Source organism: Shewanella yunxiaonensis (assembly GCF_018223345.1).
GTDB classification, from domain to species: Bacteria; Pseudomonadota; Gammaproteobacteria; order Enterobacterales; family Shewanellaceae; genus Shewanella; species Shewanella yunxiaonensis.
In genome coordinates this window covers 1,938,303-1,958,765 of record NZ_CP073587.1, presented here as the reverse complement: position 1 = coordinate 1,958,765, position 20,463 = coordinate 1,938,303, and the positions used below count along the sequence as shown (strand labels likewise).

Here is a 20,463-nt window from a genome sequence, read left to right as displayed (position 1 = left end):
ACGCCGTCAATACGGGGATTAGTGGCTTTTGGGTAAAATTTAAGCAAACAGATTATCGAAGTTTGATTGCTAAAATATGCAGCGATCGTTAACGATCTGGCATCCGGCTTTTCGTTAATAGCGTCGTCAAATGCGATGGTTGCGGTAACAACACATCTGCATCCCACTGTAATGGATCGTCATTGGCATCAATATAACCCCATAACGCAGCGGCGGAAGGCATACTAGCCGCTTTAGCGGCGATGATGTCTCGTTTAGCATCACCGATATACAAGATATTCTCTGGTGCGGCATTGAGCTGCTGCGCTGCAAGTAACATTGGGGCAGGATGAGGTTTACGAAAACAGGTGGTATCAGCACTAATTACTGACTTGAGTTTCGACAACAAGCCGAGTTTTGTCAGCAGGGGTTTGCTATACATTGCAGGTTTATTGGTGACAACGCCCAGTGCTATACCACGCTCTGCCGCGATAGACAGCAATCCGCTAAGTCCATCAAAGAGTGTGGCCTGTGACCCATTTATTTGCTGATAGTGCCGCAACATTAATTGCCTCAGCGATTCCTGCTGTGCCTGATCTGCTAGTGGCACTGCTGCCTGGAGCATTGCCAGTGACCCATTTGATGCTTGAGCACGTAGTTCAGCGAAATCGGCAGCACTCTCGAGTCTGGACTCTGCCAACGTCGCCATTACTGCCGCGATAAGATCGGGCGCCGTATCCACCAAGGTGCCATCAAGGTCAAAAAGCAGTGCAGAGTAGGTCGTTGGCAACATAGTTTTAATCTACTTTCTGGCAGGCAATCATATAATTGACTTCAACACTTGGGGTATAGCTGAAAATACTTGTAATCGGATTGTACTTAATACCCAACGCGTCGCGACAGATCAGGTCAGTATGTTCCACCATGGCGATCAATTCTGATGGGCGCAAAAACTTTCCATGAACATGTGTACCTACTGGCAGCATTTTTAGTAAGTATTCTGCACCAACAATAGTTTGCACCCACGACATCAGATTGCGGTTGATGGTTGAGAAGAATACCCATCCGCCTGGTTTAACCATGTTACAACAGGCATGAATGACGGACTGAGGTTCTGGTACATGTTCCAACATCTCCATGCAGGTGACCACGTCATAGAAATCTGGGTGAGTGATAGCATGTTCTTCAGCAGTTTGCTGTTGATAGTCAATGGTAACACCGGTTTCCAGCGCATGAAGTTTTGCCACTTCCAGGGGCTCATGGCCCATGTCTAACCCGGTAACTTTTGCACCGATTTTCGCCATACTTTCAGACAAAATGCCGCCGCCACAGCCTACATCCAAAACCTGCTGGCCAAAAATACCCCCGGCCTTGAGATCAATATAATTCAGACGCAATGGGTTGAGTTCATGCAATGGCTTAAACTCCCCTTGAGGATCCCACCAACCAGCAGCCATATTTTCAAATTTGGCAATTTCCTGAGGGTCTACGTTGGCATTTTCTTGCATGGCAATACCTTAAGAGATAAATAAAAATACGCACCATTATAACCACAGTTTGACCACCAATGGGTAAGCAACTTAGGTAGATTGTCGTATTTAAAAAGGGCAAGACACTGGTGTTGTTTAAAAAACATCCAACTCGGCGTTTTTTAAGCAAATTTCTCACAAGTTTTTCACTGAAAGCGGCAGATAAACAGCAGTTTGAGTAAATGTAGAATTCTAACCGTTATCAGGGCTACCTGGGTTCAATAACTGTGTTAGAATGGCCCATTACGTTAGTAGGGCTCGACAACGACATGGAACAAAAAGTTGTCAGCTTAATATAAGGGGATCGAGCAGTTTATGACTGATCAGGCTTCATCCATTTCGCCAATTAATATTGAAGACGAACTAAGAACTTCCTACCTCGATTATGCCATGAGTGTAATTGTAGGCCGGGCCTTGCCGGACGTCCGCGACGGTTTGAAACCGGTTCATCGCCGTGTGCTCTTTGCGATGAATGAGTTGAAAAACGACTGGAACAAACCCTATAAAAAGTCCGCCCGTGTGGTCGGTGACGTTATCGGTAAGTATCACCCTCATGGTGATAGTGCTGTGTACGATACTATCGTGCGTATGGCGCAACCATTTTCCCTGCGTTATACACTGGTTGATGGGCAAGGAAACTTTGGTTCCATTGATGGTGATGCTGCAGCGGCAATGCGTTATACAGAAATTCGCATGCAGCGTCTGGCGCATCATCTGCTCGCTGACCTCGACAAAGAAACCGTGGATTTTGTACCTAACTACGACGGTACTGAACAGATCCCAGAAGTGTTGCCAACCCGTATTCCTAACCTGCTAGTCAATGGTTCATCTGGTATTGCGGTGGGTATGGCCACTAACATTCCGCCTCACAACCTGACTGAAGTCGTCAATGGTTGTCTGGCGTTGATTGAAAATCCAGAACTGCCAATTGAAGAGTTGATCAAATGTATCCCCGGCCCGGACTTCCCAACCGCTGCGATTATTAATGGTCGCAAAGGTATTGAAGAGGCTTATCGTACTGGTCGTGGCAAAGTCATCATGCGCGCACGGGCAGACTTCGAAACCGAAGACAATGGCCGTGAGCGTATCATCGTCACTGAAATCCCATATCAGGTGAATAAAGCTCGCCTGATTGAAAAAATTGCCGAACTGGTTAAAGACAAGAAAATTGAAGGGATCAGTGGCCTGCGTGATGAATCCGATAAGGACGGTATGCGTATCGTCATCGAAATCAAACGCGGCGAAGTGGGTGAAGTCGTACTGAACAATCTGTACGCACAGACCCAGATGCAATGTTCCTTCGGTATTAATATGGTGGCGTTGGCAAATGGCCAGCCTAAGTTATTTAACATCAAGGAGATGCTGGAAGCCTTCATCCTGCATCGCCGTGAAGTCGTCACCCGTCGCACCGTATTTGAACTGCGTAAAGCTCGCGAACGCGCGCACATTTTAGAAGCGTTAGCGGTCGCGCTCGCTAATATTGATCCGATAATTGAGCTTATCCGAAATTCTCCAAGTCCAAACGAAGCCAAACAACGTCTTACCGAACAGGGATGGGCGTTGGGTAATGTGAAGGCAATGTTGGAGAAAGCCGGCGATGATGCGGCTCGTCCTGAATGGCTGGAACCGCAGTTTGGTATTCATGAAGACCTGTACTTCCTAACGGAACAACAAGCCCAGGCCATTTTGGATCTGCGCTTGCAGAAATTGACCGGTCTGGAACATGAAAAGATCCTGCAGGAGTATGAAGAGCTGCTGGAAACCATCGCTGGACTGCTGCATATTCTCCATAGCTCTGAACGGCTGATGGAAGTCATCAAAGAAGAACTGCAAGAAGTGCTGACCCAGTTCGGTGATGCTCGTCGTACAGAAATTAATGAGTCTGCTGCAGATATTAGTCTGGAAGATTTGATCAACGAAGAAGATGTAGTGGTGACACTGTCACATCTGGGCTATGCCAAGTATCAGCCGCTAACTGACTACCAGGCTCAGCGTCGCGGTGGTAAGGGTAAGGCGGCAACTAAAGTTAAAGATGAAGACTTCGTCGAACAGTTACTGATCGCCAATACCCACGACACTATTTTGTGTTTCTCTGACTTTGGTAAGCTGTATTGGCTGAAGGTATATCAACTGCCACTGGCAAGCCGTCAGTCTCGTGGTCGTCCAATTGTAAACCTGCTGCCGTTGGAAGGTGATGAACGCATCACCGCTATTCTGCCGGTACGGGAATATGAAGAGGGCAAATATATCATCATGGCGACTTCCAACGGTACCGTGAAGAAAACTGCGCTGACCGAATACAGTCGTCCACGCAGCAACGGTATTATTGCGGTAAATCTGAAAGATGGCGACCAACTGATTGGCGTGGATATTACCGATGGTAACAGCGAAATTATGTTGTTCTCCGACGCCGGTAAAGTGGTGCGCTTTAAAGAAGCTGAAGAATCGTCTGTAACCGATGAAGATGGCAATCCAATACTGGATGAAAATGGCGAAGTGCAGATTACCTTCAAAGGCGTACGACCTATGGGCCGCACTGCTACTGGTGTGCGTGGTATCGCGTTGGAAGAAGGCCAAAAAGTCGTATCGCTGATTGTGCCTCGTAGCGATGAAGCCATTCTTACCGTTACTGCCAATGGATATGGTAAACGTACTGCGCTGGATGAATATCCTGCCAAGAGCCGCGCCACTAAAGGGGTAGTCTCTATTAAAGTTACTGACCGTAATGGTCAGGTAGTGGGAGCGGTTCAAGCCTCAGAAAACGACGAAATCATGCTGATCAGTGATAAAGGCACCTTGGTGAGAACACCGGTTTCCGGCGTATCACTGATTGGCCGTAACACGCAGGGCGTGACCATTATCCGGACGGCTGATGATGAAACAGTGGTCGGACTGCAACGCATTGACGAAATTCAATCAGAAGACGATGATAGCGTTGATGAAGCTGATGTAGATACATTGCCAGATGTTCCGGACGCGGATGATGATACCACCGCGGATGAAGATATTACTGAATAACTTGCAAGAGTGAAAAACGGGCGTCCTGAGTGACGCTCGTTTTGTCTCTAACCGTTTTAAGTTCCAAGGAGAAAATGAGTGAGTACCGTATATAATTTTTGTGCCGGACCAGCAATGTTGCCTCCACCGGTATTGGCTAAGGCTCAGGCTGAACTGCTGGATTGGCAGGGGCAGGGTGTTTCGGTGATGGAAGTCAGCCATCGTGGCGCACCGTTCATTGCACTTGCTAAAGAATCAGAGGCAGATCTACGGGAACTCATGAATATCCCTGATAACTATCATGTATTATTCATGCACGGAGGTGGCCGTGGTCAGTTTGCCGCTGTTGTGAATAATTTTCTCGGCAATCATGGCAAAGCCCTCTATTTAATCAGCGGTCAGTGGTCAAAATCGGCTGCAGATGAAGCCATCAGATTAGTAGGTGAAAGCCAAGTAGATACTATTGAAATTGTGTCTAAAGTTAATGGCTTAAATAAAGTCACAGTCCCTGATTTCAGCGTATCATCTGAACAATATCGCTATCTGCATTACTGTCCTAATGAAACAGTCAATGGCATCGAAATGTTTGAAGAGATAGATGCTCCGTGGCCTGTCATTGCGGATATGTCATCCACAATAATGTCTCGTCCCGTGGATGTGAGCAAATTTGGGTTGATCTATGCTGGGGCTCAGAAGAATATCGGTCCTTCTGGTTTGAGCATTGTTATTGTCAGAAAAGATCTATTGGAACTGCCGATCGTGAATCCGTCTTCTATCATGGATTATCGTATCGCTGCGCAGCACGATTCTATGTTTAATACCCCGCCGACGTTTGCTTGGTATTTGGCTGCTGAAGTATTTAAGTGGTTAAAGCAGATTGGTGGGGTAGCTGCCATTGAAGGGATGAATAAGCAGAAGGCCGAGCTGTTGTATCAATGTATTGATCATCTCCCATTCTATAAAAATGGCGTGGATCCGCAAAACCGTTCACGTATGAACGTGACGTTCCAGCTTGCCGATGAAGACTTAAATAAAGTATTTTTGGCAGATGCTGAAGCCCAAGGATTGGTTGCTTTGAAAGGCCACCGTATCGTTGGCGGTATGAGAGCCAGCATTTATAACGCGATGCCGTTAGAAGGTGTTCAAAAGTTGGTTGATTTTATGACCGATTTTGCTGAAAAACACAGTGCTTAAACACACGAAAAACAATAAAAAAGCGACTGTAATCAGTCGCTTTTTTGATCTTTTAATTAGTTAAAGAATTGCGGCAATTGAATTTGCTAAATAATCCACGTTTTCTTCGGTGATCCCAGCAACGCTGATACGGCTTGAACCGACCATATAAATAGCATAATCACGCTTAAGCAGCTCAACTTGTTCTGGGGTGATCCCTAAAAATGAGAACATGCCTTTCTGGCGAGCAATAAAACTAAAATCGCGATTAACTCCCGCTGCTTTAATTTTGTCGACCAGCATTGCACGATTCCCGTTGATACGGTCACGCATAACGGCAAGTTCTTCGTGCCATTGCTGAGTTAACTCAGCGGAGCCCAGAATGGTTTCCACTAGTGCAGCACCATGTGCAGGTGGCATAGAATAAATGGCGCGAATCACATGCAGCATCACGGATAACGCAATATCGGCTTTGACAGAGTCTTTAGTTACTACCGCACAAGCGCCGATACGTTCACGATACAAACCGAAATTTTTGGAGCAGGATGCACAAAGCAACATGGCATCAACTGCAGCAGCCATTTTACGGACACCATAAGCGTCGCGATCCAGGCTGTCGCCAAAGCCTTGATAAGCCATATCGATCAGTGGGGTGAACCCACGCTCAGCGGCAACTTCTACCACTTGATCCCATTGTGCTTCGCTGAGGTCCTGTCCAGTAGGGTTATGGCAACAGGCATGCAACAACACCACATCATCTGGCCCTAACAATTTGAGGGCGGCCAACATCTCGTCGAACTTCAAAACATTATTTTGTTGATCGTAATATGGATAAGCTTCTACTTTCAGACCAGCGCCTTTAAACAAGCTGATGTGGTTAGCCCAAGTCGGATCACTCACCCACATCGTGGCGTTGGGATTACAACGCTTGATAAAGTCAGCTGCAACTTTCAGCGATCCAGTACCGCCAGGCGTAGATACTGAACGAACACGATTTTGTTCAATGACACTGTGACCTTCACCAAATGCTAAATCGCATATAAGCCGATTAAACTTATCGCTGCCAGCAGGACCAATGTATACCTTCGTTGTTTCAGTTTCGGTGCGTATCCGCTCTGCAGTCTTTACGCACGCAAGAATAGGCGTATTACCATGAGCGTCTTTGTAAACGCCGACCCCAAGGTCGACTTTAACAGGACGAGGATCTTCACGAAATTGACTGAGCAAACCCAAAATTGGGTCAGCGGGCATTGGCTGTAATTGGTTAAACATCGGTACTTCTGTCTTTGTAGTGGTTTGTGCACGTAGCATAACGGCATTTTGCGAGAATGTTAATCACCCGAAAGGGCTGCAACTGTGTTATTTTGTAAACATTGGGTTTCTTTTTGGGTACAACGAAAATCTGGTGGTTTTTTTATTAAATCTGCAGTTATTTTGAGCGACTATTGGAAATAATATTTCTAATAACGGAAGTTCTATTGAATTACTGCAGTTTATCAGTCAATTTATTAATTAGGCTCAAAAATACCGATTTACGCTTTATTTGAGGACCCCTTTGCTGAATTGTAAGGGTATCTAGTTGGGAACGATAACAAGATTTATCGATCATTAATGAAATCAGTACCTGCTGAAAAACCGCAGGCGAGTGCAATAGTTGAATCATGAAACAATTACACCTAGACCATGTCGCTCACTTTAATGGTGAAGTCAATATCCCCGGTTCTAAAAGCATTTCCAATCGCGCATTATTATTGGCCGCATTGGCAAAAGGTCGCACTGAACTTACCAATTTGCTCGATTCAGATGATATCCGCTATATGCTCACGGCGTTAGGTAAATTAGGTATCAGCTATCAACTTTCTGAAGATAAGACTCGTTGTTTGGTAGACGGTAATGCCGCTCCGTTTGATATGGCAGCGCCATTAACACTGTTTTTAGGCAACGCGGGAACCGCTATGCGGCCATTATGCGCCGCATTAACACTTGGGCATGGCCAATTCGATTTGACCGGCGAACCGCGAATGGAAGAGCGACCCATCGGGGATTTGGTTGATGCGCTGCAGCAGCTAGGTGCGGATATTGAATATCTTAAAAATCCGGGTTTCCCACCATTGAGAATCCACGGTACAGGGCTAAATGGCGGCAAAGTCCAGATAGCCGGCACACTGTCGAGTCAGTTTTTGACGGCGTTGCTGATGGTCGCGCCAATGGCAAAAACTGCGGTTGAAATCGAAGTGCTGGGTGACCTGGTGTCAAAACCCTACATTGATATCACTTTGGCGCTGATGCAAAAATTCGGCGTTACGGTACAAAATCACAACTACCAACGCTTCGAGATCCCGGCTGGACAACAATATGTTGCGCCAGGAAAGCTGTTGGTTGAAGGCGACGCATCCTCCGCGTCATATTTCCTCGCGGCAGGCGCTATTGCTGGCGGTGAAGTCAAAGTAACCGGTGTCGGTCTGCAAAGTATTCAGGGAGATGTCAAATTTGCCGATGCTTTAGCCAAGATGGGGGCTGATATTGAGTGGGGTGATGATTTTATCATCGCGCGCGGAAGCAAATTACACGGTATCAATATGGATATGAACCATATTCCGGATGCAGCTATGACGATCGCGACCGCAGCTATTTTTGCCGAAGGCGAAACCTGCATGACCAATATTTATAACTGGCGTATCAAAGAAACCGACCGGCTTTCTGCAATGGCAACCGAGTTACGCAAAGTTGGCGCCCATATTGAAGAGGGTAATGATTACATCAAAATCACCCCTCCAGATAACGTCATTCATGCTGACATTGACACCTATAATGACCATCGGATGGCAATGTGCTTTTCCTTGCTAGCCTTTGCAGAATGCGGCGTCACAATTAATGATCCAGATTGTACGTCAAAGACCTTCCCGGATTATTTTGAACGCTTTAGCGCGTTGTCACGTTAGCTTAACAGCGACGATTGATTTGTTTGAAAATTTGCCGATGCTGCGGGCCGTATTCATGTATAATACGGCCCGCTTAATTCCGGAGGAGCGGATAATGTTCTCAAGGAAGATACTAAATTGCGGAGGAATCTATGTCTGAACGGGCGCCTGTCGTCACTATTGATGGCCCTAGCGGTGCCGGAAAAGGAACTATTAGTCAGATGTTGGCCACTCACTATGGGTGGAAACTTCTCGACAGTGGTGCCATTTACCGGGTACTGGCTCTCGCAGCGATACACCACAATGTGGAATTAGATAATGAAGAAGCCATTACGTTGTTAGCTTCTCATTTAGACGTGCAATTTTTGGCAGCAACAGATAAGGACGCCACTAAAGTTGTACTAGAGGGTGAGGATGTTACGCATAGCATCCGTTCTCAAGAATGTTCTGATGCCGCATCACGCGTAGCCGCTTTCCCACGTGTGCGTGAAGCACTTTTGCGTCGCCAACGAGCATTTAAAACTGCGCCGGGACTGATTGCCGATGGTCGTGATATGGGCACGGTAGTTTTCCCTAATGCTCCCGCTAAATTGTTTTTAACTGCAACAGCGGAAGAACGGGCGCAACGGCGCTATAATCAGTTGCGAGACAAGGGCTTTGATGTTAACATCGAACGCCTTTTAACCGAGATTAAAGAGCGTGATTTCAGAGATATGAATCGCGCCGTGGCACCACTAGTTCCCGCTGAAGAAGCACTAGTGATTGATACCACAGGTCTTGGTATTGAAGAAGTGTTTCAGCGAGCGCTGAAGCACATTGAACAAAAATTATCTGCCGCGGGTATCTGATACCAGCGGTTTTGGTATCTCCGGCACGGACGCAGGAGATTAGTGAACTGACCCCATGCTCAGGAAGCAGTATGGTTTTAAAATTTAAGTAATTAACATGACTGAATCTTTTGCTGATCTGTTTGAACAATCCCTTCAACAACTGGAATTTCGTCCAGGTTCTATCGTTCGCGGTACTGTAGTTGCCATCGAAAATGGCATGGTACTGGTTGATGCTGGCCTGAAGTCAGAAAGCCCAATTCCTGCCGAGCAGTTCAAGAACGCCCAAGGCGAGCTAGAAATTGCAATTGGTGATCAAGTTGATGTAGCGCTGGACAGCGTAGAAGACGGCTTTGGTGAAACCCAACTGTCTCGCGAAAAAGCCAAGCGCCATGAAGCATGGATCGTTCTGGAAAAAGCTTACGAAGACAATGAAACTGTTATCGGTATCATCAACGGTAAAGTTAAAGGCGGTTTCACTGTTGAATTGAATGGTATCCGCGCATTCCTGCCTGGTTCTCTGGTTGACGTTCGCCCTGTTCGCGACACTGCTCACCTGGAAAACAAAGAGCTCGAATTCAAAGTTATCAAACTGGATCAGAAGCGTAACAACGTAGTGGTTTCTCGCCGCGCCGTTATCGAATCTGAAAGCAGCGCTGAACGTGATGCTCTGCTGGAAAACCTGCAAGAAGGTCAAGCAGTTAAAGGTATCGTTAAGAACCTGACAGACTACGGTGCATTCGTAGATCTGGGTGGTGTTGACGGTTTGCTGCACATCACTGACATGGCGTGGAAGCGTGTTAAACATCCTTCTGAAATCGTCAATGTTGGTGACGAAATCACCGTTAAAGTCCTGAAATACGACCGTGAACGCACTCGTGTATCTCTGGGTCTGAAACAGCTGGGCGAAGATCCATGGCTGGAAATCAGCAAACGTTATCCAGAAAACACCAAGCTGACTGGTCGCGTTACTAACCTGACCGATTATGGCTGCTTCGTAGAAATCGAAGAAGGTGTTGAAGGTCTGGTACACGTATCTGAAATGGATTGGACCAACAAGAACATCCACCCATCTAAGGTTGTTAGCCTGGGTGATGAAGTGGAAGTGTTGGTACTGGATATCGACGAAGAACGTCGCCGTATCTCTCTGGGCCTGAAACAATGCAAAACTAATCCATGGGAAGATTTTGCTAACCGTTATGCCAAGGGTGACAAGGTTTCCGGTAAGATCAAGTCAATCACTGACTTCGGTATCTTCATCGGCCTGGACGGTGGTATCGATGGTCTGGTTCACCTGTCAGACATCTCTTGGAACAGCAACGGTGAAGAAGCTGTTGGTGAATACAAGAAAGGTGATGAAATCACTGCAGTTGTACTGTCTGTTGACCCAGAACGTGAACGTATCAGCCTCGGCGTGAAGCAGACTGAAGATGATCCTTTCAATGCCTACTTGGCAGATAAGAAGAAAGGTTCTATTGTAACTGGTACAGTTACTGCAGTTGACGCTAAAGGTGTTACCGTAGAACTGGCGGACACTGTTGAAGGTTACATCCGTGTAGCAGACATCAGCCGTGAACGCATCGAAGACGCGTCTACCGTTTATAACGTAGGTGATAGCGTTGAAGCCAAGTTCATGGGTGTGGATCGTAAGAACCGCAGCATCAGCTTGTCTGTACGTGCGAAAGACGAAGCCGAAGAGAAAGAAGTAATGGCGACCCTGAACAAACAGGAAGACGTTGTTATGACTAACGCTATGGCTGAAGCATTCAAGGCAGCCCGCAAATAATGAACCTTAATGGCAGGAGCTTTGCTCCTGCTCGTAGGCACCAGTGTTTGGCTTGAATATAGGGGTAGCAAGGATGACAAAATCCGAACTGATCGAAAAACTCGCTACAGCAGAATCTCAGTTGTCAGCGAAAGATGTGGAAAATGCCATCAAAGAAATGTTGGAGCAAATGGCGAAGACATTGGAAAGCGGTGATCGTATCGAAATCCGTGGCTTTGGCAGTTTCTCGCTACACTATCGTGCACCTCGTGTAGGTCGTAATCCGAAAACCGGAACTTCTGTCGAACTCGATGGTAAGTACGTCCCACACTTTAAGCCAGGTAAAGAGCTGCGCGAACGGGTAGATGCCACTATTGTTTAATTATTGCTGCTAAGAAAAGCCTCCTTTGTTGGAGGCTTTTTTATATCTACGATAAGGCAACACTGGTCAGTACCTGCAAATTACTGGATAATCAGGAGATTGAAAGTGACGATTTCCGGAGTCAGATATGAAGTCATTTATTGCCACTATACTGTTGGCACTGTTATTTGTGCTGGCGTTGATCTTTGGATCCCGTAACGAGCAAGTTGTCACAATCAGTTATTTTGTCGCACAAGGTGAATATCGGTTGCCTATAGTACTTGCCGTAGTATTTTTAGCAGGCTTTCTGGTAAGTTGGATCATCGCGTTTTATTACATACTACGGTTGAAGTTTTCGCTGAAAAGTGCCCGAAAAAAAATTATGGCCTTAACCGCTTCACAGCAGGAGCAAGACGCCTGATATGTTGGAACTGCTTTTCCTGCTGTTGCCCATAGCCGCCGCTTATGGCTGGTACATGGGCCGACGCAACCTGAGACAAAAGCAGAATTTACAGCAAAAAAAGCTGAGCCGTGATTATTTCACCGGGCTTAATTTCCTGTTGTCCAATGAATCCGATAAAGCAGTTGATCTGTTTATCAGTATGTTGGATGTCGATGATGAAACCATCGATACCCATCTTTCATTAGGCTCGCTGTTTCGTAAGCGCGGCGAAGTCGATAGAGCTATACGCATTCATCAAAATCTTATTGCTAGGCCATCTCTATCAAACGAACAACGTGATTTAGCTATGATGGAGTTGGGAAAAGACTACCTCGCAGCGGGTTTTTATGACCGTGCAGAGGAGATCTTTTTGAATCTTGCTGGTCAGGAAGATCATTCTGAAGACGCTGAAAATGCGCTTATTGCTATCTATCAGATGACCAAAGAGTGGCAAAAGGCAATTGATATTACGCGGCGACTACCTCGTAAAAGTCAGCAAACGTTAAAACCCGTTATTGCACATTTTTATTGTCAACTTGCTGAAGAAAATCCTGACAAGTCGGGAAAAATCAAAATTTTACGTCAGGCGCTAAAACTCGATCCGAAATGTGGCCGGGCATTGTTGGAACTTGCGGGTATCTATTTGGCATTTGAACAATTTGATGAATGCCGAGAGATGCTAGAAAAGTTGATTGATGCCGATGTTGAGCTGTTTGCTGATGGTTTGGGGTTTGCCAAGCAAATGACCCAAGCCACAGGTGACAAAGAGGGATATCAGCAGTTATTGACGCGCGCAATAAGTAGTGGTGCCGGAGCGTCAGTTGTCGTCGCCTTAGCATTGAATATGATTGAGCGAGGTGATCTGAAAGTGGCGGAAGCAATGGTCTTGGACAAGCTATATCGTCACCCGACAATGCGCGGCTTTCAATTATTGATGCAAATGCATATTCAACAGGCAGAAAAAGGGCAGGCGCGTGATAGCTTGGCTATGCTTGAGCAGTTAGTCGAACAGCAAATAAAATTTCGGCCCAGTTATCGTTGTCGGGAATGCGGATTTCCGTCACATACTCTTTACTGGCATTGTCCCTCTTGTAAAAATTGGGGCAGCATTAAACGTATTCGTGGTCTTGATGGTGAATAGACCACTGGAATTACTGATCCATTGGAGTTCAAATGTTGGAAAAACCTATTGTAGTGGCACTTGATTTTGATAATAAATTCAATGCGCTACAACTCGTTGATAAACTAGATCCTAATCTATGTCGGTTGAAAATTGGCAAAGAGATGTTCACTCTGTTTGGCCCGCAACTGGTGCGTGACATTCAAAATCGGGGTTTTGATTTATTTCTTGATTTGAAGTTTCATGACATCCCAAATACTGTCGCCAAAGCAGTAACTGCAGCAGCAGAACTCGGGGTATGGATGGTAAATGTCCATGCCAGTGGTGGTTTGGCGATGATGGAAGCCGCGCGTAAAGCCCTGTTACCCTATGGAGAGAATGCGCCATTATTGATAGCCGTAACCGTGCTAACTTCGATGAGCAGTGAAGAACTACAAATGTTAGGGATTAACGCCAGTGCTGAAGAGCAGGTAAAACGTCTGGCGAAGCTTACCTATGAGGCTGGGCTCAATGGGGTTGTATGTTCAGCACAGGAAGCGCACACATTAAAAAACCAGTTTGGTGAAGATTTCAAACTCGTGACTCCGGGAATACGTCCAATCGGCAGCGACGCTGCCGATCAAAAGCGGATAATGACACCTAAAGCCGCCTTGGATGCCGGTGCGGATTATTTGGTCATCGGCCGCCCAATTACTCAGGCTGAGGATCCGCTGGCCACACTTGAAGCGATTTATCAGTCGATTGGCTTAAGGTCGTAAATATGGCAAATGCATTACAGGAGCAGTTACTCAAAGCTGGCCTGACGAATAAGCAAAAAGTTAAAGATGTAAAAACACAAAAAAAGCGCAATCGGAAGTCTAATATCGATGACGGTAGCGTAGCTCTGAAGCAACAGGTTGCAGCGCAAAAAGCCGAACAGGCCAAGCGTGATAAAGATTTAAACGAACAGCGTTTTGCAGAAGCGACCGAAAAAGGTCTGGTTAAAGGCCTGGTTAATGAGGTCAAAAAACAGGCAATTACCTTAGCTAAAGAAGGTGATATTAAATTTAATTACACCTTAGTTAATAAAATTTATTCCGTGTACATTGATAATGTACAACAGCAGCAGTTATTGAACGGAAAGCTCGGCATTGTGCGAATCGAAGAGCACAGTTACCTGGTACCCCATAAATTGGCGGAACGCGTTTACATGTTGGTGCCAGAGTGGCTGGGTTATTTATGGCAGTCGCAGGCAGACCAACCAAATAAAGATGATGATGAAGATCCCTATGCGGATTATGTGATCCCAGACGATCTGATGTGGTAATCAAGGCGGCTCCTCATGGAGCCGTGTGTTTAAGTGCATGTTGTTGCTAGATCGTGCGTCTTTTCCCAGTGAATTTATCCATAAAGAAATTAAGGGAAAAACTACAAAAAATCTCATTTTGTAATTAACCCAAGCTGGAGTAGATTATGCGCCTCGAAATGCCGTGGTGGCTTATTCTGGTGTCTTGTAAGGGTTAACAAAGTGGAACTCACTCTTTACGTGAAATTCTTTTTGGGTTTATTGGCAATTATCAATCCTATCGGACTCTTGCCCGTCTTTGTCAGTCTTACCAGCCATCAATCGGCCGCTGAACGTGACCAAACCGCTAAAGTCGCTAACTTTGCAGTAGTGATAATTTTGCTAAGTACTATTGTCGCCGGCCAACTGATCCTCAATATGTTCAGTATTTCACTGTCCGCATTTCGTATTGCCGGTGGCACCTTGATTGCCATCATCGCTATGTCGATGCTGCAAGGAAAACTCAGTGAAGTTAAGCGTAATCCAGAGGAAGACCGCGAAGCCTCAATGATGGATTCCGTTGCTGTTGTGCCATTAGCCTTACCGTTGATGGCAGGTCCTGGTGCCATCAGTTCTGTCATTGTCTTTGCCGCTGAACACAAAGGCATTCTTAATGTGCTGGCGATGTCGGTAACAGTGTTGTTGTTTGGATTACTCAGCTTTACCTTGTTTCGTATGGCCACCGCAATTAACAAACTGTTGGGTAAAACCGGCATTAACGTCATTACTCGTCTAATGGGATTGCTGATGTTGTCCATCGGTATTGAAGTCATGGCCGCCGGCTTAAAAGGGCTTTTCCCAAGTTTGCTAGGCTAGTGATTTATATAACGTTGGCGAGAAAACCCAGTGATCAGCTCTGCTGTCGCTGGGATGAATCGCCTAGCCCTGTTCTTGAATGTACTTGCGTACCGTGTCAGCACTATTTAACAACGAGAATAATATGTAATATTATTAGTCACTTACAATGTTAACTTGTGCTGAATTCCATAGTTGACAACCCCTATATACTGTACATAATACCAGTATATGAAAAAGACGCTCAGATACAATTATCGCCTCAAGCCTACACCGGATCAGGAAGCTAAACTCATTGAGTTTGGCTCTTATTCCCGTGGATTATGGAACCTATTGTTGTCTGAAAATCAGCGCCAATACGAACAAGATGGCACATTTCTTTTTTACAAGGATATGACCTCATATATTAAGCAAGTTAAAAATCTCCCTGAGTTTGCGTGGGTAAAGGCGTTTGACTCCGCAGCAGCTCAACAAGTTGCCCGCGACTTAGATACTGCACTCAGAAATGGGACGTCTAAGGGCGCACACCAGAAATTCCCGAAGTTCAAAGTGAGTTACAAGATCAAAAAGCTTCATAATGACAGCTTCAGAGCCGTAAATAACTCCAACTGCATCAGAATAGAAAATGGCACCATCAGCCTACCTAAAATTGGGCGGGTCGATATCGTTCTTCATCGCAGACTTGTAAGTAATATAAAGACAGTCACCGTTCAGTTCAGACATGGGAAATGGGAATGCAGCATTACTCAGGAAGTGGAGTGCAAAGAGGCTAAAAAGGTACTTAGTTCCATTGTCGGCTATGACATCAACTCCAAACAAACAGTGGTTGGATCAAATGGGTTGACCGTGAGCAACCCTAAGTTCCTCAAGCAATCTAAAGAAAAACTAAACACCCTACAGCGGCAGTTAGCCAGAAGAAAGAAAGGCTCTGCCCGATGGAATAAAACAAAAAACCGCATCAACACTTTACACGGAAAAGTCTCCAGACAACGATTAGACTTTGCCCACAAGACAGCCCGACAGATAACCAATGCGAGTGATATTGTGGTATTTGAAGATTTGAACGTAAAGGCAATGCAGAAATTCAACGGTCAGATGGTGGCTGACAACATCATGGGCTTGATCTCCGACTTAACCAAGTACAAGGTTGAGCTTGAAGGTAAAATCCATCATGAGATAGGCAGATTCGAACGCTCAACAGGCATATGTTGCGAATGTAATCACCGACATAAGCTGACCTTGAAAGACAGAACCTTCACCTGCGTTAATTGTGGTATACACAATGATCGAGACTATTCAGCCTCCATCAGTATCAGAAACTCAGGTGAACGAGATTTAATGGCGAATGGAACCATCGTCAGGGTTAAACCCATGCCTCAGCAGAAATTACTTGGTAAAACGAAAGTCTTTGAACTATCAAAGTTAAGTACGGGATCTGAGGAAAAATCGGCAGCATAACGCTACCGAAGCCCAGTGATCACGCTTCGCGTGTCGCTGGGTAGTTCACAGGTGACTAAATTCCATTAGTGATGCTGCCCGAGGGCTGAACAGTTGTTGATGCAGTCGGGCTGCAAATTCATCCGTCATTCCGGCAATATAATCCGCAATAACTCGCAGGCTATTTCCGCCATGCTGTTGTGCTGCTTGCCAGCGCTCCTGGGTATTGAATGGTAATAGCCGCAGTGGATCGGATGCCAGCGCTTCAAATAATTCCATGACAATCTGCTGTCCTTTGTATTCCAGCATCTGAATCTCCGGCTTACGCACGACATATTTCAGTACAAATTGTTTGAGAATTTCTAGCAATTCATCATATGGCGCTTCAATCGTTGCTTGATAGCGCAATAATGGTTCAGTAAACCCATTGATTTCTTTGATACAGATCGCGGTGACTAGGGCGTTTACCAGTGTGCCGATGGCATCTTTACGGCGGTAATGCTTGCTGGAAAATAGGCGACCGTCAATGTTATCCAGTTGCTCCTTTATCCAGGGCTCCTGCAAACAGGACAACCTGGGAGACACAAACTCTAGCCACTGTTCACGGTTGACGATGCCCATCACTATCGCATCTTCCAGATCATGAACGGCATAGGCGATATCGTCTGCCAGTTCCATAATGGTGCTGTCAAAAGATTTGTGGAGGGTGCGCTGATGTTTGCCTGTCGCAGTTTCTGTGCTGCGAATAAATTCCGCACGATCATGATCAGTGAGTGGCGCCAGTACCCAGTTAAACACGGCACAATCATCGTTAAATATTGCTTTTACCGGTGGCCATTCACTGGGTTTCAGTTGTCGATAATTAACCACTGCTGCCTGAGTTGTCTTGGCTCTCAGCGATTCCGCCAGGGCTGGATATTTCATCACCCCCAACAAAGTGCGACGGGTCAGGTTCATACCATAGTGTTCGGTATAAGGTTCTAACTTGGTCAGAATGCGAAACGTCTGGCCGTTGCCTTCAAAACCGCCATGATCTCGCATCATATAGTTGAGTGCGGTTTCGCCACCATGACCATAAGGTGGATGACCAATATCATGAGCTAAACATAAAGATTCAATCAGACTCATAGAATCGAGCCAGCGCTCCATTTCTGGATAACGCTGCTTAAGCTGCGCAGCAATACCAGTCCCTATCTGAGACACCTCCAGCGAGTGAGTGAGGCGAGTGCGATAAAAGTCGTTCATGCCTACACCCAAAACCTGGGTTTTGGCCTGCAGTCGTCTAAATGCAGCCGAGTGCATGATACGAGCTCGGTCTCGCTGATAAGGTGACCGATGATCATTTCGTCGTTGGCTAAGGTCTTGTTCTCTGCGTTCTAGCCAAGGATTAGTTTCCATTGATAGCGTCCCTGTTTATAACAGTTGATTGATCTGGTCTAGATCGAGAGTGAAACTGGGGATAAATTCTTTACGAAAATAACGTACAGCCGGATCGGGATTATTATCCAGCATCTCTTCCAGACGTTTTTTCGCTGAATTAAATTCACTGTTGCCCGCATGCTTTTCTTCCAGACATTTAAGATAAGCACACAAGGTATCCGCCGATTTTACCAATTTACGATAATCGGCTTCATTTTCATCACTGATAAATAATGCCTGATAATCTTCCCGAAAGATTGCCGGCACCATCTGCAACAGTCGCTCTTCGGCAATGGCTTCAATTTTTTTGTATTCAGTTTCAATATCTTTGTTGAAATACTTCACTGGCGTGGGTAAATCACCGGTCAGCACCTCACTGGCATCATGAAAGATGGCTAACGTTGCCGCGCGATCAGGTGAGTAAGCGCCATTAAAAAGACGATTACTGATAATGGCGAGCGCGTGGGCTACCATCGCAACCTGCAGCGAATGTTCCTGTACATTTTCTTGGCGAATATTGTGCATCAGCGGCCAACGCTGGATGAGTTTCATCCTGGCGAGGTGGGCAAACAGATGACTCATCTTATCCTCTTTGATGATACTGAATTTTTAAGTACTTTAACGCAAGCGCAAGGGGAATGGCAGTGACGTGGTGACAATAATAAGAAGCCGTGACGGGCACGGCTTCTTTGACAGATTACTGATGGTAATGCCCGAGAAAATCTCCAAAGGCGAACAAGGCGCGTTGTAGATCTTCTTTGTACGGTAGGAATACTACTCGTAAATGATCGGGTTCTGCCCAGTTAAAGGCGGTTCCCTGTACTAATAGTATTTTCTTCTCTCTTAACAGATCGAGCACTAGCCGTTCGTCGTCACGAATGCTAAAACGTTTAGCGTCTAATTTCGGAAACGCGTACATGGCTCCCTTAGGTTTTTTACAGCTTACCCCAGGGATCTGATTCAGCAGATCGTAACAAGTATCACGCTGTAAAGTTAACCGGCCTTCGGGCGCAGTGAGTTCATTAATACTCTGATAACCACCTAATGCCGTTTGGATACCGTGCTGATTAGGCACGTTGGCGCAAAGACGCATTGAGGACAGCATCTCTAGCCCTTCAATATAGCTTTTTGCCGCCTTGAGATTGCCAGACAACATCATCCAGCCGACGCGGAAACCCGCAGCACGATAGGCTTTTGAAAGACCATTAAAGGTCACGGTCAGGATATCATCGGATAAGCTGGCAGCATGAGTATGCTGTACACCGTCATACAGAATTTTGTCGTAAATCTCATCGGCAAACAGAATTAATGAATGCTCACGGCAAATCTCTACAATTTCTAACAAAAGCTCTTTCGGATAAACCGCACCCGTTGGGTTGTTAGGATTAATGACTACAATACCACGTGTGCGAGGGGTGATTTTGCTGCGAATATCATCTAGATCCGGGAACCAGTCCGCTTCTTCATCACAAATATAATGCCGAGCTTTGCCGCCCGCCAGATTCACCGCCGCAGTCCATAAAGGATAGTCAGGTGAGGGCAACAGTATTTCGTCTTCAGTGTTTAGCAAACCCTGCATAGACATCATGATGAGCTCAGATACACCGTTACCGATATAAACATCCTCGATATCCACGCCGTGAATACCTTTGGACTGATAATGCTGCACAATCGCCTTACGAGCGGAGAACAGACCTTTTGATTCACAATAACCCTGAGAAGATGGCAGGTTCAGGATCACATCACGGACAATTTCTTCGGGGGCTTCGAAACCAAAAACGGCTGGGTTCCCGATATTGAGCTTGAGGATTCGGTGACCTTCATCTTCCAGGCGGCGGGCTTCCTTATGAACTGGACCACGAATGTCATAACAAACACTGTCCAGTTTATGGGATTTTATTACGGGCCGCATATTACCTCGAAGCTGATGGCTTAAAACAAATAGATTGGACGGAGAACAATAGCGAATTTCAAAGCATATAAAAAGAGGTAAATAAAAAAATATCTATATTTTTCAGATGATTTATCCGCTAATTTCAAAATAATTTCATAGATGCAAAATATAGTGCTGACATTTTCTCATGTGGGGAGATTTTCCACTAATAAACCGTCAGGCCAATGAATAAATCTATATGCGTTAAACTCGTATAATTACCCAACAGTACCCCATTTAAAATTGCATGGTATGGTCAGTTAATGAACTGAATTAACTTGTAAAGTGGTTAATGTTAGCGAGAGCTTAAGCACTTGTGTTGTTAAGCATAGATATTTGGTTGACTAGTGTTCATAAGCGATTTATTTTCAGCCAGATGTTATTGGGATGGTGTCCTGATGCTTAATTGCTCAAGGAATAACCTACCAGACAGTTAACGGG

At 45.7% G+C, this 20,463-nt stretch carries 18 protein-coding genes; 12 read left to right on the top strand and 6 right to left on the bottom strand.

The features are described from left to right. Positions 1–88 precede the first annotated feature (88 nt). Positions 89–772: an HAD family hydrolase gene (locus tag KDN34_RS08980; RefSeq protein WP_212593482.1), complete on the bottom strand. Its 684-nt coding sequence runs from the start codon at positions 770–772 to the stop codon at positions 89–91. Positions 773–776: 4 nt separating this feature from the next. Further along, positions 777–1,487: a bifunctional 2-polyprenyl-6-hydroxyphenol methylase/3-demethylubiquinol 3-O-methyltransferase UbiG gene (gene ubiG, locus KDN34_RS08975; RefSeq protein ID WP_212593481.1), complete on the bottom strand. Its 711-nt coding sequence runs from the start codon at positions 1,485–1,487 to the stop codon at positions 777–779. A gap of 336 nt (positions 1,488–1,823) precedes the next feature. Here ubiG and gyrA point away from each other — a divergent pair, with 336 nt between their 5' ends. After that, on the top strand, positions 1,824–4,526 hold the full coding sequence (gene gyrA / locus KDN34_RS08970) for a DNA topoisomerase (ATP-hydrolyzing) subunit A (protein ID WP_212593480.1): 2,703 nt from the start codon (positions 1,824–1,826) through the stop codon (positions 4,524–4,526). 78 nt (positions 4,527–4,604) lie between these two features. Beyond that, positions 4,605–5,699 (top strand): 3-phosphoserine/phosphohydroxythreonine transaminase, encoded by a 1,095-nt coding sequence (gene serC, locus KDN34_RS08965; RefSeq protein WP_212593479.1) that lies wholly within the window; start codon positions 4,605–4,607, stop codon positions 5,697–5,699. A gap of 60 nt (positions 5,700–5,759) precedes the next feature. Here serC and KDN34_RS08960 read toward each other — a convergent pair whose 3' ends face one another. Further along, positions 5,760–6,950, bottom strand: a complete 1,191-nt coding sequence (locus KDN34_RS08960; RefSeq protein ID WP_212593478.1) for an amino acid aminotransferase — start codon at positions 6,948–6,950, stop codon at positions 5,760–5,762. Positions 6,951–7,339: 389 nt separating this feature from the next. On the opposite strand from KDN34_RS08960, the gene aroA reads away from it, so the two are divergent. The 10 genes from aroA (at position 7,340) to KDN34_RS08910 (ending at position 16,691) form a co-directional block, all read left to right on the top strand. Next, entirely contained in the window at positions 7,340–8,620 is a 1,281-nt protein-coding gene (gene aroA / locus KDN34_RS08955; protein ID WP_212593477.1) for a 3-phosphoshikimate 1-carboxyvinyltransferase, read from the top strand. Between the two features lie 131 nt (positions 8,621–8,751). Further along, positions 8,752–9,447 carry a (d)CMP kinase gene (cmk, locus tag KDN34_RS08950; protein ID WP_212593476.1) on the top strand — a complete coding sequence of 232 codons (696 nt, stop codon included), beginning with the start codon at positions 8,752–8,754 and terminating at the stop codon, positions 9,445–9,447. Between the two features lie 97 nt (positions 9,448–9,544). Next, complete coding sequence (gene rpsA / locus KDN34_RS08945) at positions 9,545–11,212, top strand: 30S ribosomal protein S1 (protein WP_212593475.1); 1,668 nt, start codon at positions 9,545–9,547, stop codon at positions 11,210–11,212. Positions 11,213–11,285: 73 nt separating this feature from the next. Then, a complete protein-coding gene (ihfB, locus tag KDN34_RS08940) occupies positions 11,286–11,573 on the top strand; it encodes an integration host factor subunit beta (RefSeq protein WP_212593474.1) in 288 nt (95 codons plus the stop codon). Between the two features lie 127 nt (positions 11,574–11,700). Beyond that, positions 11,701–11,973: a LapA family protein gene (locus KDN34_RS08935; RefSeq protein WP_212593473.1), complete on the top strand. Its 273-nt coding sequence runs from the start codon at positions 11,701–11,703 to the stop codon at positions 11,971–11,973. Between the two features lies 1 nt (position 11,974). After that, the gene (gene lapB / locus KDN34_RS08930) at positions 11,975–13,135 is read left to right on the top strand and encodes a lipopolysaccharide assembly protein LapB (protein WP_212593472.1); all 1,161 of its coding nucleotides are present in this window, start codon (positions 11,975–11,977) and stop codon (positions 13,133–13,135) included. 32 nt (positions 13,136–13,167) lie between these two features. Further along, positions 13,168–13,872 carry an orotidine-5'-phosphate decarboxylase gene (gene pyrF / locus KDN34_RS08925; protein ID WP_212593471.1) on the top strand — a complete coding sequence of 235 codons (705 nt, stop codon included), beginning with the start codon at positions 13,168–13,170 and terminating at the stop codon, positions 13,870–13,872. A gap of 2 nt (positions 13,873–13,874) precedes the next feature. Continuing rightward, complete coding sequence (locus KDN34_RS08920; protein ID WP_212593470.1) at positions 13,875–14,420, top strand: DUF2058 domain-containing protein; 546 nt, start codon at positions 13,875–13,877, stop codon at positions 14,418–14,420. A 201-nt stretch (positions 14,421–14,621) separates the two neighbouring features. Beyond that, positions 14,622–15,254: a YchE family NAAT transporter gene (locus KDN34_RS08915; RefSeq protein WP_212593469.1), complete on the top strand. Its 633-nt coding sequence runs from the start codon at positions 14,622–14,624 to the stop codon at positions 15,252–15,254. A 210-nt stretch (positions 15,255–15,464) separates the two neighbouring features. Further along, positions 15,465–16,691 carry an RNA-guided endonuclease InsQ/TnpB family protein gene (locus KDN34_RS08910; protein ID WP_212593468.1) on the top strand — a complete coding sequence of 409 codons (1,227 nt, stop codon included), beginning with the start codon at positions 15,465–15,467 and terminating at the stop codon, positions 16,689–16,691. 45 nt (positions 16,692–16,736) lie between these two features. Here KDN34_RS08910 and KDN34_RS08905 read toward each other — a convergent pair whose 3' ends face one another. The 3 genes from KDN34_RS08905 to KDN34_RS08895 all read right to left on the bottom strand — a co-directional run bounded on the left by KDN34_RS08905 (position 16,737) and on the right by KDN34_RS08895 (position 20,001). Next, a complete protein-coding gene (locus KDN34_RS08905; RefSeq protein ID WP_212593467.1) occupies positions 16,737–18,068 on the bottom strand; it encodes an anti-phage deoxyguanosine triphosphatase in 1,332 nt (443 codons plus the stop codon). Positions 18,069–18,083: 15 nt separating this feature from the next. Further along, positions 18,084–18,671: a 5'-deoxynucleotidase gene (gene yfbR / locus KDN34_RS08900; protein WP_212593466.1), complete on the bottom strand. Its 588-nt coding sequence runs from the start codon at positions 18,669–18,671 to the stop codon at positions 18,084–18,086. A gap of 115 nt (positions 18,672–18,786) precedes the next feature. Further along, on the bottom strand, positions 18,787–20,001 hold the full coding sequence (locus KDN34_RS08895) for a pyridoxal phosphate-dependent aminotransferase (protein WP_212593465.1): 1,215 nt from the start codon (positions 19,999–20,001) through the stop codon (positions 18,787–18,789). Positions 20,002–20,463: the final 462 nt, after the last annotated feature.